Source organism: Natronosporangium hydrolyticum, assembly GCF_016925615.1.
Taxonomy (GTDB): Bacteria; Actinomycetota; Actinomycetes; order Mycobacteriales; family Micromonosporaceae; genus Natronosporangium; species Natronosporangium hydrolyticum.
This window is the reverse complement of sequence record NZ_CP070499.1, coordinates 208,664-222,521: the sequence shown is the minus strand read 5'-3', so window position 1 is coordinate 222,521 and position 13,858 is coordinate 208,664. Positions and strand designations below refer to the sequence as shown.

Below are 13,858 nucleotides of genomic sequence, written 5' to 3'. Positions count from 1 at the left end.
GCAAGGAGGAGATGGATGAGCTCGAAGGACTGGTTGGAGAAGGACTTCTACCAGGTCCTCGGGGTGCCTAAGACCGCCTCGACGGGGGAGGTCAAGAAGGCATACCGCAAGCTCGCCCGCGATCTGCATCCGGATCACAATCCGGGCAACGTCGACGCCGAGACCCGGTTCAAGGAGGTCTCCGAGGCTTACCACGTCCTGGCGGACGAGCAGCGGCGCAAGGAGTACGACGAGATGCGTTCGCTGTTCAGCTCCGGCGCCTTTCGGCGGGGAGCCCAACAGCCGCCATTCGACGTCTCCGACATCTTCGGTGGCGCCGGCGCCGACGACCGCCGCTTCGGCGGCGGCAGCTTCTCCGACTTGTTCAGCTCGATCTTCACGGGCGGCGGCCCGTCCCGGCCGCGGACCGGTGGTCCGGCCCGCGGCCGGGATGTCGAGACCGAGGTCGTGTTGGAGTTCTCCGACGCGGTCCACGGCGCCACTCTGCCGCTGACGCTCCGCTCGCCGGGGCCGTGCGACACCTGTCACGGCAGCGGCGCCAAGCCCGGCACCCAACCCCGTACCTGCGCCCAGTGTCAGGGCTCCGGGCTGGTCACCCGCAACCAGGGAGCGTTCAGCTTCTCGGAGCCCTGCCGGGAGTGCCAAGGGGTGGGCACGATCGTCGAGGAGCAGTGCCCGGAGTGCCGGGGCACCGGCGGCGTCACCAAGAGCCGCCGGATCACCGTCCGGATCCCGCCGGGCGTGCAGGACGGCCAACGGATCCGGCTCTCCGGCCGGGGCGAGCCCGGAGCGCGGGGCGGACCCGCTGGCAACCTCTACGTCCGGGTCCGGGTCCGGCCGGACGACCTGTTCGGCCGTAACGGCGACGACCTCACCCTCACCGTGCCGATCACCTTCCCGGAGGCGGTGCTCGGGACCGATCTGCGGGTGCCCACACTAGACAGCCCGGTCACACTGCGGGTCCCGCCCGGCACCCCGTCCGGGCGTACCCTGCGGGCCCGCGGCAAAGGAGTGACCCGCCGCGACGGCACCACCGGCGACCTGCTGGTCACGGTCGAGGTAGTGGTGCCGGCAGAGTTGTCGAAGGAGGCGCGGACGGCGCTGGAGTCGTTCGCCGAGGCGACCGGGCCGGCGCCCCGCTTCCACCTGGAGCAGCGGGCGACGACCGGAGAGGGAGCATCCAGTGGCTGACGACGGTAAGGTCCTCATCATCTCGGCCGCGGCGAAACTGGCCGGCATGCACCCGCAGACCCTGCGGCAGTACGACCGGCTGGGCCTCGTCCAGCCGGAGCGGACCCCGGGGGGCGGGCGCCGCTACAGCATCCGCGACGTGGCGCTGCTGCGGGAGATCCAGCGGCTCAGTCAGGACGAGGGGATCAACCTGGCCGGGGTGAAGCGGATCATCGAACTGGAGCGCGCCACCGCCGATCTGCAGGACCGGCTGGCGACGATGGAGCACGAGCTGGCGGCGGCGTACCAACGGATCGCCGAGCTGGAGTCGATCTCCGCGTTCCCGCGCCGGGATCTGCTCCCCACCAGCCGGCCATCCACCGATGTGGTGCTCTACCGGACCGCCCGACGGCGGTAGCCGAGCGCTGGCGGTGCTCACAACCGGCGCGGATGCCGCACCAAGCCGCCCTCGCACCATTCGTGGTAGTCGAAGAGTTCTGGCCGCGACATCAGCAGCCGTGCATTGTGTGCCCAGGTGGCGAGCACCTCGTCGCCCTCCGACTCGGCCTGATCCATCAGCTTGCGCAGTCGCCGCCGAGGATGCGCCCGGAAGTTGGTCCGGATGCCGTCGGCGGCGTAGATGTAGAGACAGTGCAGTGCGAATCGACGCGCCGGGCAGTCGGGGTCGAGCGCCAGTTCGAACAGGGTCCCGATCAGGTGGTCACCGGAGACGAGGAGGTCCCAGTCGGGCGGCATGCTCTGCAGCGACACCGAATCGGGCTGGTAGGCCCATTCGCGCAACTCCGCCGCGGTCGGGTCCACCATGTTTGCGAAGCCTCGGAAGGCCGGCGGTTGCACGGTCACGATAACTCCTGACGCTGGTATGCCGCGCGAAATACGCTAACGTGCCGCCGCGGCCAGCGGTAGGTCTGTTGCCCTACTGTTACGACGATTCGGCAGCTCCCCCTCGATCACGATCATGAATCAACCGGGAAACCCGTCAAATGGCGTGTTACCAGGGTGGAGGTGATGGAGAGCCGCCATTACGTAGCGATCGGAATAAATAGGCCAGGAGTCATAAACAGACCAGGAAGCAGGGAAGGCGCTGTAGTCACCGGCCGGGCCGTAGAGTCAGGGCGTGGACGAACAGCCCCGACCTGAGTTGCGGATCTCCGACGCTGACCGGGATCGCGCGGTGCAGCGGCTCAATGACGCGGTGACCGAGGGCCGCCTCACCATGGCCGAGTTCGACGAGCGGGTGGCGGCGGTGCTGCGCGCCCGCACCGCCTCCGAGGTGGCGCCGCACCTGGCTGACCTGCCGGGCCCGGGGGGCGGCGCCAGCGGCGCGGGGGAGCAGCCGGGGACGGCGGTCGCACCGGCGTACGGTGAGATCCGGACCACCGCGTCGACGGTCAAACGGGAGAGCCGGTGGTTGGTGCCCCAGCGGTTGTCGGTCAACAGCAAGGCCGGGACCGTGAAGCTCGACTTCACCGAGGCGGTGATCCGGAGCCGGGTGGTCGAGCTGGCGCTCGACGTGTACGCCGGGACGGTGGTGTTGGTGCTGCCCCCCGAGGCCTCGGTGAACGTCGAGGGGCTGGAGGCCGGCATGTTCGCCAGCAGCGTGAAGATCCGCAAGATCGCGACGTCGTCGGAGCCCACCGGCCATCCGCACATCGTGGTGAGTGGCCGGCAGTGGGCGGGGACCCTGCTCGTCCGGCAGCAGCGACGGTTCCTGCACTGGCGCTGGTAACCGGGTAGCGCGCCGGCTACTAAAGTGGCGACTGCCGGGTTGAGTCGGGTACGCTCAACTCTTGTGAACGTGGAGCGCCTGACGACCAAGAGTCGTGAAGTCATCCGGGCCGCGGTCGCCTCCGCGGCGACCCAGGGCCACGCCACCGTCGAGCCCTGGCACCTACTACTGTCCCTGCTCGACACCGGCGGCTCCACCGCCGGGGCGCTGCTGCGCGCGGTCGGCGCCAACCCGGCCGATGTCCGCCGCGCAGCTGCCCGCGCGGTCGAGCAGCTACCCAGCGCCCGCGGCGCGTCGGTGGCCGAGCCGTCGCTCGCCCGCGAACTCGTCAACGCGGTAAACGCCGCCGAGCAGGTGGCGCGCCCGCTCGGCGACGAGTATGTCTCCACCGAGCACCTGCTGGCCGGGCTCGCCCAGATCGCCGGCTCGGTCGCCACCACCCTGCGCGAGGCCGGCGCCACCACCGACGCGCTGGTGGCCGCCTTTCCCCAGGTCCGGGGTGGGGACCGCCGGGTCACCAGCGCCGATCCGGAGCAGAGCTACCAGGCCCTGGAGAAGTACGGTGTGGACCTCACCGCGCTGGCGAAGGAGGGCCGGCTCGACCCGGTGATCGGCCGCGACACCGAGATCCGTCGAGTGATCCAGGTGCTCAGCCGGCGCACCAAAAACAACCCGGTGCTGATCGGCGAGCCGGGCGTCGGCAAGACCGCGATCGTGGAGGGCCTTGCGCAGCGCATCGACGCCGGTGACGTACCTGAGAGCCTCCGGGAAAAGCGACTGGTGAGCCTGGACCTGGGGGCGATGGTCGCGGGCGCCCAATATCGGGGCCAGTTCGAGGAGCGGTTGAAGTCCGTGCTGGAGGAGATCAAGGCCAGCAACGGGCAGATCATCACCTTCCTCGACGAGCTGCACACCGTGGTCGGCGCGGGCAAGGGCGAGGGTTCGATGGACGCCGGCAACATGCTCAAACCCATGCTCGCCCGCGGCGAGCTGCGCATGGTCGGCGCCACCACGCTCGACGAGTACCGCGAACACATCGAGAAAGACCCGGCGCTGGAGCGCCGCTTCCAGCCGGTCGTGGTCGGCGAGCCGTCCGTCACCGACACGGTCGGCATCCTGCGCGGCCTCAAAGAGCGATATGAAGTCCACCACGGCGTCCGGATCACCGATGCCGCGCTGGTCGCCGCCGCCGCGCTCTCCGACCGCTACATCACCGACCGGTTCCTGCCGGACAAGGCGATCGACCTGGTCGACGAGGCCGCTTCCCGGCTCCGGATGGAGATCGACTCTCGGCCGGTCGAGGTGGACGAGGTCGAGCGGGCGGTGCGCCGGCTGGAGATCGAAGAGATGGCTCTCTCCAAGGAGGACGACGCGGCCTCGGCGCAACGACTCGCCCGGCTGCGCGCCGAACTCGCCGACAAACGCGAGCAGCACACCGCGGTCTCGGAACGGTGGCGGACCGAAAAAGAGCACATCACCAAGATCTCCGCCGCCAAAGAACAACTGGAGTCGCTTCGCGGCGAGGCCGACCGCGCCGAGCGCGACCTGGACCTCACCCGCGCATCCGAGCTGCGCTACGGACGCATCCCGGAGTTCGAACGCGAACTCGTCGCCGCAGAGGAGGAGCTCGGCCGGCTGCAAGCGCAAGGTGCGATGCTCAACGAGGAGGTCGGCGAGGACGACATCGCCGCCGTCGTCGCCAGCTGGACCGGCATCCCGGCCGGCCGGATGATGGAGGGCGAGAGCGGCAAGCTGCTCCGGATGGAGGCGTCGCTCGGCACCCGGGTGGTCGGCCAGCAGCAGGCGGTCGGCGCCGTCGCCGACTCGGTCCGCCGGGCCCGGGCGGGCATCGCGGACCCGGACCGGCCGACCGGTTCGTTCCTGTTCCTGGGCCCGACCGGGGTGGGCAAGACCGAGCTCGCCAAGGCGCTCGCGGAGTTCCTCTTCGACGATGAACGGGCGATGGTCCGCATCGACATGAGCGAGTATGGCGAGAAACACACGGTGGCCCGGCTCGTCGGGGCCCCGCCCGGCTACGTCGGGTACGACGAGGGTGGCCAGCTCACCGAGGCGGTGCGCCGCCGGCCGTACTCGGTGATCCTGCTCGACGAGGTGGAGAAGGCTCACCCCGACGTGTTCGACCTGTTGCTGGCGGTGCTCGACGACGGCCGGCTCACCGACGGGCAGGGCCGGACGGTCGACTTCCGCAACTCGATCCTGGTGCTCACCTCAAACCTCGGCTCGACCACGCTGGCCGACCCCACCGTGCCCGTGGAGCAGCGGCGGGACGCCGTCCTCGCGGTGGTGCGCTCGCACTTCAAACCCGAGTTCCTGAACCGCCTCGACGACATTGTGGTCTTCGACTCGCTGACCACAGCGGACTTGAGCACGATCGTCGACATCCAACTGGACCGGCTACGGCATCGGCTCGCCGACCGGCGGTTGACGCTGGTGGTCGACGACCCGGCCCGCGAATGGCTGGCCCGCCACGGCTACGACCCGGTGTACGGTGCCCGGCCACTGCGCCGGCTGGTGCAATCGGCGATCGGGGACCAATTGGCTAGGCGGCTACTCGCCGGCGAGGTGACCGAGGGCGACACGATCCGAGTGGAGCTGACCGAGACGAAGGACGGGCTGCGGGTCGTCACCTGACCCGCTTCGCCCCCGCCCAGCCGGGCGGGGGCGTCACTGCAACGGGGGGTTGTCGCGATCCGGTACGGTGTGGGCGATCGGACGAGGAGGTTTTCATGTCGGACGGCTTCACCGCACCGCCACCACCATCCGCGCCAGCGCCCCGCACCCGGCCAACCACGGTCACCATCGCGGGCATTCTGATGCTGGTGGTGGCCGTGGCGGCGCTGATCTACCTGATCGCCTCCGTGGCGGCGCTGGGCGACCTCAGCGACGGGTTCGAGGCGGCGTACGAGGGCACGGAGCTAGCCGACATCGCCGGGGTGATGGCCGCCTCCACGCTCATCGCCGGGGTCGTCTACCTGCTCTTCGGAATCGCGCTGGCGATCCTCACCGTCTTCAACAACCAGGGCCGCAACGGGTCCCGCATCGCTACCTGGGTGGTCGGCGGTGTCGGCCTGTGCTGCGGCGGCGTCTCGCTGATCGGCATCGCGCTCGGCGACGTCACCTCCGGAATGGGAGATACCGACGACCCGAACCTGCCGGACACCGAAGAGATCGTCGAGATCATGGCTCAGTACGAGCCCGGCTGGTTCGCGCCGCTCACCACGACCTCCACCGTGATCGGGGTGCTGGCGCTCGCCGCTGGACTGCTGTTGCTGGCGCTGCCGCCGTCCAACGAGTTCTTCCGCAAGCCTGAGCAGCAGTTCCAGCCGCCGCCGGGCTACCCACCGGTCGGCTGAGCCGGCGGGTCTGGTTCATCGGGGAGGAGAATGTCCGGCCCAGGCACGCTGCTCGCCAACCGTTACCGGCTCGACGACCGGGTCGGCGGTGGCGGCATGGGAGAGGTGTGGCGAGCCACCGATCAGGTGCTCGGCCGCAGCGTGGCGGTCAAGCTGATGCGCCGGGAGCTGGTCGCCGAACCAGGGTTCGCCGACCGGTTCCTGGCCGAGGCGCGCACCATGGCCACGATCCGGCACCCCGGCGTCGTCGGCATCCACGACTACCACGGCGACGCCGCCGGGGCGTTTCTGGTCATGGAGTATGTCGAGGGCGAGTCGCTGGCCGAGGTGCTGCACCGCTCTGGTCGCTTGGACCCGGCCCGGGCCATGCGGCTGATGTCCCAGGCCGCCGAGGCGCTGCAGGCCGCCCACGACAAGGGGGTGGTCCACCGCGACATCAAGCCCGGCAACCTGCTCGTCACCGCCGACGACACCCTGGTACTCACCGACTTCGGCATCGCCCGGTCGGCCGGCAACGCCGCGCTCACCGCGGCCGGCGCGATCGTCGGCACGCCGCAGTACCTCTCCCCGGAGCAGGTGTTGGGCCGGCCGGCCACGGCCCGCTCCGACCTGTACGCGCTTGGTGTGGTCGGCTACGAATGCTTGACCGGGCAACGGCCGTTCGACGGCGACAACCCGTTCGAGATCGCGATGAAGCGGCTGCAGGAGCCACCGCCGCCGTTGCCGCCGACGGTGCCGCCAGCGGTGCGGGCGGTGCTCGACCGGGCGCTGGCCACCGAGCCGGAGCAGCGGTGGGCGACCGCCCGGGAGATGGCCAGCGCGACGCAGCGGGCGGCGACCGCCGGGGCGAGCGCCGCCACCGCCCCGGCCCCGCCGGCCGCGCCCACCCGCCGGGACTACGCCGCCGGCCGGGCGGCCCCGCCCCGGCCGGTGCCGCCCGCGCCGCCGCCGGCGGCCCCGCTCTCCGGCCACCACCAGCCTTCCAGCTCGCCGCCGGCGCGCGGGTCGCACCAGCCACCGGGGGCGCACCAGCAAGCCGGGCCGGCGCAGGCAGCCAGCTCGCCGTCGGCACGCGGGTCGCACCAGGCGCCCGGGGCCCAGCCGGGTGACGGCGGCGCAGCGCGGCGGGAGCAGCAACGCCCCCGACCCGCGCCACGCAGCTCGCCGCCGCCGTGGGCGGCGCAGGAGCGGCCGGTGCCGGTAGCCCTCGCGGCGGGCCTGTTGCTGATCGCCGCGCTCGGCCTGCTCGGCTACAGCCTGGCCACATTCCTGGTGGCGGATCAGGCTGCCGACGTGGGGCGGGAACTCGCCGGCTCACGGTTCGACAACTACCACGGCGCGGTGAGCACCACCCTGCTCGTGCTCACCGCTGGCCTCGCCGCGGTGGGCCTGGCCTACCTACTCATCGCGGTGCAGGTCTTTTTGGGCCGGCGCGGATCCCGCGGCTGGGCGTTCACCCTCGGCCTGCCGTTACTCGGCTGCTGCGCCCCGGGCTGGTGGTATGCGCAGCTGGGCCTGGGCGGCGAGGTCGACAACGAGTTCACCGTGGCGCTGCGCTCCTCGTTGCCAGCGTGGTACGAATCGGTGAGCGGGCCGGTGGCCGGTATCGGTTTCCTGGCGCTGCTCCTGGGGCTGGTCATACTGATGCTGCCCTCGGTGGGCCGGTATCTTCGCCGCTCCCCCGGCGCCGCACCGCCGCCTTACCATCACCAGTAAGCCATACCAATACGGAGATTCAGCCCATCGCGTAGCGTCCGGCCCGCCCTGGCTCCGCTGAGATGAATGAGGGCTGCGATAGCCGTTACCTGGTCGCCCGAGCAGCACGAAACGGGCATAGCCGAATATAAATCGGGCCCAGCGGAGTCCAAGATCACTGGCACTCTGCAGGCCCTTATTTCTTGGTGGGTTGAGTGGCGCCCGTTTTGCCAGTATCAACCTGGTTTGTCGCACTAGTGGATCACCACTCAACCGACCAAGCGGCTGACTGGCGGCACGCACGCGGCCACGAGGTCCGCTGAGGTGCCTGCCCGACCGCTGGTCAACTCGCCGGTGGCGGATCACTCCGAGGCGCCGCCCCTCGTTGATCAACTACCCGACAGCTGTACGGCCCGCCGCGTGACGTACAACTGCCGGGCCTTTGATCTTCAGCCCGACGCCGACGCCGTGACCCGGCCGCGAGACCGCGGCAACCGCGGCTGGTCGGGCGGCTAACCGCCGCCGGCCCGCAGTTGCCGGACGGCGAGTTCGGTCCGCGACGCCGACCCGGTCTTGGCCAGGACTCGGGAGACGTGCACCGCCACGGTACGGGCGGCCACCCCCAGCCGCTCAGCGATCTCCCGATTGGTCAGGCCCGCCACGATCAGGTCTAGGACCTGCCGTTCCCGGGCGGTCAGCCGCCTGGTCGGCCCGGTCGCGGCGCGCCGCAGCTCCTGCGCGGCGGCGAGTCGGTGGCCCGGCCAGTTAGCCAACACCGCACACGCCTGCTCGGCGCAGGCCGCCGCGGCCTCGACCCGGCCGGTGCGGAGCAGACTCCGCCCGAGTTGGGTGAGTGCGCTGCCCCAGGAAACCGCGCCGTACGGCGCCGTGACCTGCGACGCGCCGTTACGTAGCCGGTCACCGGCGGCGATCGCCGCGGCGTCGTCACCGGCCGCCTCGGCCAACGCCAGCTCCGCCTCGTCCGCGCAGATCGCCGGCAGGCCCGCCGGCACCGTCGCAGTTAGAAAGGCCCGCACGGTCGCCGGCGGAACGCCGCCGATGAGCGCCCACTCGGCCGCCTCCCAGGCCCGGTGGCCGCGCTTGCGGTGGGCTTCCGGCGACACCGCTAGTCGGTAGCGGCGCAGCGCCTTCGTGGTGAGCGCCGGCGTGCCGGTCCGGGCGGCGAACGCCACCTCGAGCAGCGCGATGTAGAGCACCGCCCAGAACTGGTCCATGCCCGCCGCCGCCCGGGTGCTGCGCTCAGCCAGCCGGGTCGCCTCCGCCAGGTGGTCCGCCTCGAGCGCCAACAGCGCCGCCTTGGCCGCGAGCACCACCCGCTCCACCGGCTCGGCCTCCTCCGGCAACCGGCCGATCACCGCCCGCCAGCCACGCTCCCACTCACCGGTCCAGACCGCGAGATCGATCCCGTGCCGAACGATCTTCCCGAGCGAGGCGTGCAGCCCCAGCCGCTCCGCGCGTGCCCGGGTCTTCGTCCACTCGTCCCACTGCTCCGCCGCGGGCAGCCGGAACAGTCGGATGCCCAGGCTGTTGTTGATCGCCCGGCCGAGGTTGAGCAGGTCGCCGGCGGCCTCGCTCTCCTGTTCGGCCTGTTCGAGCAGCGCTAGGCCCTGCCGGTGCAGCGCCTCCTGGGCCGCCACGTCCGGGGCTGCGACGGCGAGTCCTCGATGGCCGGAGATCGCGGTGCCCTTGCTGATCAGGGCGGCGCGGCGGGCCGGGTCGGCCGGACCGGCGGCTGCGAGCACCAGGCCGGCCTCGGTCACCGCCTCCTCGTAGCGCTCCGCGCGCTGCAGGGCGTTGCTGCGGGCCGCGCGTACCTGGGCGAGCGCCGGCCCGGCCAGGCCTGGCTGTGCCAGGGCATCCTGTAACGCCTCCCACTGCCCGGCGATATCGCCGGACCGCCACCGCAGCGAGGCCCGCAGGCAGTCCGCCTCGGCGGCCTCCCCGGCCTGACCGGCCTGCCGCGCCCCCTCCCGCCACGCGGCGACGTGCGGCTCGGCCTCGTCGAACCACCCGGCCAGGTAGGCCGCCTGCGCGGCGATCCGGTGCACCGGCCAGGCCGGCTCCGCCCCGGCCGCCAACGCCATCTCCGCCAACCGCAGCGCCTCCGCGCCCGAGCCGGCGGCGAGCAGCGTGGCGGCGCCCCGCCGCGCCGGAGCCACCACGTCCGCGTCGCGGCCAGCCTCGGCCGCGTGCCAGGCGAGCCGGGCATCCCCGGCACCCGCGGCAGCGACCACGGCGTACGCCTGGGCGTGCCACCGCCGGCGCTGGGCCTGCGGCACCCGCGCGGCTACCGCCTCGCGGGTGAGCTCGTGCCGGAAGGCGAACTGGTCGGCGGCGACCTCGGTCAGCACCCAGGCGTCGACCAGCCGTCGCAGCCGCGGTAAGACCGCCGTCATCGGTTGGTCGAGCACTCCGAGCAGCAGCGCAAGGTCGACCCGCTCGCCGAGCACCGCCGCCACCTCCGCCACCTCGGTGGCGCCAGCGCCGGCCTCAGCGACCCGCACGTGCAGCGCGGCGCTCGCCATCCCGGGCAGCGCCGACTCGGTGAGGTCGGCCGGGGTCCGGGTGCCGCGCGCCAACTCTTCCACCCAGTAGGGCAGACCGTCGGTGCGGCGCCGCACCTGCAACGCGGTCCGCACCGGCGGCGCGACCCCCCAGATGGCTTCGATCAGCGCCACGACCCCACCGGTGGAGAGGCCGGTGAGGCTGATCGTCTCGGCCCGTGGGGTGCTCGCGAACGCCGCGAGCGCCGCCACCAGCGGCCGGTGCGGCTCTTCCCGGGCGCTCGCCAGCAGCGTCGGGCCGTCGCCGCGGACCAAGTCGACCAGGACCGCCAGGCTGTCCGCGTCCGCCCACTGCAGATCTTCCACGATCAGCGGGCCGGGTAGCTGGCGCAGCGCGAGCAGCCGCTGCCGGTGCGGGTACCCACCGGCGTCGGCGGTCCCGGTATCGGTCCCGGCGGCGGCCAGCAACAGGTCGTCCACCACCCCGAACGGCACCGGCGCGGTCGGGCTGGCCATCGCCCGGCTGCCCGCCCACGCGGACATACCCCCGGCGCCCGCCCACGCGGACACTGCCTCCCGTAACAGCCGGCTCTTGCCCACCCCGGCCGGACCGGTGACCACCACCGCCCGGGCGCCGGCCGCCACGGCCGACCGGAGGGTGGCGAGCTCCTGCTCCCGCTCCACCAGATCGACCTCGCCATCCATCACCGGCAGTGTAGTCATTTATACGTACGCCGCCGTCGGTTGCGCTCCGGCATCATCATCGCCATGTCCCAGACGACGCAGACTGCCCCGGTGCCGGCGGTCGAGGTCCACCAGCTACGCCGGGTGTACGGGGGGCGGCGCCGGGCGCCGGAGGTCGTAGCGCTCGACGGCGTGGACCTCACCGTGCCAGCCGGTGAGGTCCACGGCCTACTCGGCCCGAACGGCGCCGGCAAGACCACCCTCTGCAAGATCCTCTCCACTGTGCTGCTTCCCACCGCTGGCGAGGCCGCCGTCCTCGGACACGACGTGGTCCGCCAGACCGGGGCAGTACGCCGCCGCATCGGCATCGTCTTCGGCGGTGAACGCGGTCTCTACAGCCGGCTGACCCCCCGGCAGAACCTCCAGTTCTGGGCCTCCCTCTACGGGCTGCGAGGCCGCGAGCTGCGGGATCGGGTCGACACCCTACTGGAACGGGTAGGCCTGGCCGAGCGGGCCGGGCACCGGGTCGAGGGGTTCAGCCGGGGCATGAAACAACGGCTGCACCTAGCCCGGGGGCTGGTCGGCGATCCCCAGGTGGTGCTGCTGGACGAGCCCACCACCGGGATGGATCCGGTCGCCGCCCGGGAGTTCCGGACGCTGGTGGACGAGCTGCGCGGCGAGGGCCGCACGGTGCTGCTCACCACCCACGACATGGCCGAGGCGGAGGCGGTCTGCGACCGGGTCACCTTGATCGACGGCGGCCGGCTGCTCGCCACCGAACGGCCGGCCACGCTCAGCCGGTGGATCTCCACGTTCGCCCGGGTGGTCGCCCGGGAGGTGCCGGCCCCGGTCGCCGAGCGGCTCGTCGACGAGCTGGCCCAACTGCCCGGCGTCGCCGAGGTGCACCGGGTCCCGCCGGATGGGCTCCGGGTGGAGACCGCTGCCGAGGAGACCGCCCCCGGAGTGCTGCGGGCGCTGCTCGACGCGGGCGTCACCGCGGTCGCCACCGAACAGCCCAGTCTGGAAGAGGTCTACCTGCGGGTGATCGGGGACCGCGGGATGGGGGTCCGGTCGTGATCGCGGCCCTGGTCGCCGGTTTCCGGTTCCAACTGGCGGTGCTGCGCCGCGCCTTCGGTGACCTGGTGGCGTTGGTGACCGCCCCGTTGATGACGCTGGTGTTCCTCGCCATCACCCGGCACGCCGGCCGGGACGACCTGGCCCCGTACGCGGTGTTGGCGCCGGCCCTGATCGTGCTGTGGACAGTCTCACTGATCGTCGCCGGTGAGCTCATCACCCGAGAGCGGGAGAACGCGTCGTTGGAGGCGCTGATCGCGACCCCGGTCTCGTTCGCCAGCGTGATCACCGGCCGGATCGCCGCAGTGGTCCTGCTCAGCCTGGTCGGGTTCGCCGAGTCATGGTTGGCGGCGTGGCTGACCTTCGGGGTGGTGGTACCGGTGCACCACCCGGTGGCCTTCGTCGCCACCCTGTTGGTGACCGCGGCGGCGATGGCCGGGACCGCCAGCGTGATGTCGGCGCTGTTTGTCCTCGCCCGCTCCGCCCGCGCCTTCCAGAACTCGCTCAACTATCCGTTCTATGTCCTCGGTGGGGTGATGGTGCCGGTGTCGTTCCTACCCGGCTGGGTGGAGCCGGTCTCCCGGGCGGTTTTCCTTTCCTGGTCGGCGGATCTCTTGCGGGACGCGATGACCCCCGCCGCCGTACCACAGCTGCTGCCCCGGCTGGCGATGGTGCTGGCGCTCGGACTGGCCGGCTACGGCCTGGGGCTGGTGCTGCTGCGCGGGGCGGTCAACCGGCTCCGGCGGACCGGGAGTCTGAGCTATGCGTGAGCGGTGGGGGCGGCCGTTGCGGGCGCTGCGGTACAGCACCGCCAACGCCTGGGCCGACATGTGGGTGATGTACTCGCCGCTGAGTTGGGCCCTCGGCTGGACGGGCCGGGTGGTGGCGCAGGTGATCTTCTTCGCCATGATCGGGCTGCTGCTCGACTCGCCGGAGGCGACCCGGTACCTCTTCATCGGCAACGCGGTGATGGTGACCGCCATGGAGGCGCTGCTCTGCGTGCCGTCGACCACCTGGGAACGCCGCCAGGGGACCCTGCCGCTGCTGGTGGCCGCGCCGACCCGGCTGTGGCCGGTCTTCGTCGGCCGGAGCGTGCAGTGGCTACCCAGCGGGGTGCTCACCGCGTCGGTGGCGCTCTTCGCCGTCGGCCCGGCGTTCGGGGTCACCTGGACCGTCGGCACCGCCCTGGCGACGGTCGGCGCGCTGATCGTGGTCGCAATCACCACGTACTGCTTCGCGCTTGTCCTGGCGGCGCTGGTGCTCGCCGCGATGGACCTGCGCAACGTGGTCTCCAACATCGCCCAGGTGGCGATGATGCTGATCTGCGGAGTGATGGTGCCGGTGTCGTTCTGGCCCGGTTGGGTGCAGGCGGCGGCACAGGCGCTGCCGCTCACCCACGGGCTGGCGGCGATCCGGGTCCTGGCCGACCCGCCCGCCGCCGGCATCCGGGTCGCGGAGGTGATCATGCCGCTGTTGCTCGCGCTCGGGATCGCCGCCGGCTGGTTGCTCCTCGCCGCCTTCCTGCTGGAACGGCTCGCATCGGTCGGCCGCCGGAGGGGCACGATCGAGTTCGCCGACTAGGGCCC

11 protein-coding genes are annotated in these 13,858 nt (G+C 71.9%); 9 read left to right on the top strand and 2 right to left on the bottom strand.

The window, feature by feature from the left end; genetic code table 11:
- Positions 1-15: 15 nt before the first annotated feature.
- Positions 16-1,191, top strand: coding sequence for a molecular chaperone DnaJ (gene dnaJ, locus JQS43_RS01095; protein WP_239677181.1), 1,176 nt, complete (start codon positions 16-18; stop codon positions 1,189-1,191).
- Positions 1,184-1,588 carry a heat shock protein transcriptional repressor HspR gene (locus JQS43_RS01090; protein WP_275580994.1) on the top strand — a complete coding sequence of 135 codons (405 nt, stop codon included), beginning with the start codon at positions 1,184-1,186 and terminating at the stop codon, positions 1,586-1,588. Before dnaJ ends, JQS43_RS01090 begins: the two co-directional genes overlap by 8 nt.
- Before the next feature lie 17 nt (positions 1,589-1,605).
- Here the strand turns inward: JQS43_RS01090 and JQS43_RS01085 are convergent, their stop codons facing one another.
- Positions 1,606-2,034, bottom strand: coding sequence for a hypothetical protein (locus JQS43_RS01085; RefSeq protein ID WP_239677180.1), 429 nt, complete (start codon positions 2,032-2,034; stop codon positions 1,606-1,608).
- Positions 2,035-2,308: 274 nt separating this feature from the next.
- On the opposite strand from JQS43_RS01085, the gene JQS43_RS01080 reads away from it, so the two are divergent.
- The 4 genes from JQS43_RS01080 to JQS43_RS01065 all read left to right on the top strand — a co-directional run bounded on the left by JQS43_RS01080 (position 2,309) and on the right by JQS43_RS01065 (position 8,010).
- Positions 2,309-2,920, top strand: a complete 612-nt coding sequence (locus JQS43_RS01080) for a DUF1707 SHOCT-like domain-containing protein (protein WP_239677179.1) — start codon at positions 2,309-2,311, stop codon at positions 2,918-2,920.
- Positions 2,921-2,983: 63 nt separating this feature from the next.
- Positions 2,984-5,572: an ATP-dependent chaperone ClpB gene (gene clpB, locus JQS43_RS01075; protein WP_239677178.1), complete on the top strand. Its 2,589-nt coding sequence runs from the start codon at positions 2,984-2,986 to the stop codon at positions 5,570-5,572.
- Between the two features lie 95 nt (positions 5,573-5,667).
- Entirely contained in the window at positions 5,668-6,294 is a 627-nt protein-coding gene (locus JQS43_RS01070) for a hypothetical protein (protein WP_239677177.1), read from the top strand.
- A gap of 30 nt (positions 6,295-6,324) precedes the next feature.
- Entirely contained in the window at positions 6,325-8,010 is a 1,686-nt protein-coding gene (locus tag JQS43_RS01065) for a serine/threonine-protein kinase (RefSeq protein WP_239677176.1), read from the top strand.
- Between the two features lie 491 nt (positions 8,011-8,501).
- Here JQS43_RS01065 and JQS43_RS25990 read toward each other — a convergent pair whose 3' ends face one another.
- Entirely contained in the window at positions 8,502-11,219 is a 2,718-nt protein-coding gene (locus tag JQS43_RS25990; RefSeq protein ID WP_275580993.1) for a LuxR C-terminal-related transcriptional regulator, read from the bottom strand.
- A gap of 63 nt (positions 11,220-11,282) precedes the next feature.
- Between JQS43_RS25990 and JQS43_RS01050 the strand changes: the two genes are divergently transcribed.
- From JQS43_RS01050 to JQS43_RS01040, 3 genes are read left to right on the top strand one after another with little or no spacing between them, the layout of a single operon-like run.
- Positions 11,283-12,275 (top strand): ABC transporter ATP-binding protein, encoded by a 993-nt coding sequence (locus JQS43_RS01050; protein ID WP_239677175.1) that lies wholly within the window; start codon positions 11,283-11,285, stop codon positions 12,273-12,275.
- Positions 12,272-13,042: an ABC transporter permease gene (locus JQS43_RS01045; RefSeq protein WP_239677174.1), complete on the top strand. Its 771-nt coding sequence runs from the start codon at positions 12,272-12,274 to the stop codon at positions 13,040-13,042. Before JQS43_RS01050 ends, JQS43_RS01045 begins: the two co-directional genes overlap by 4 nt.
- Positions 13,035-13,853, top strand: coding sequence for an ABC transporter permease (locus JQS43_RS01040; protein ID WP_239677173.1), 819 nt, complete (start codon positions 13,035-13,037; stop codon positions 13,851-13,853). The genes JQS43_RS01045 and JQS43_RS01040 overlap by 8 nt, the downstream gene beginning before the upstream one ends.
- Positions 13,854-13,858 lie beyond the last annotated feature (5 nt).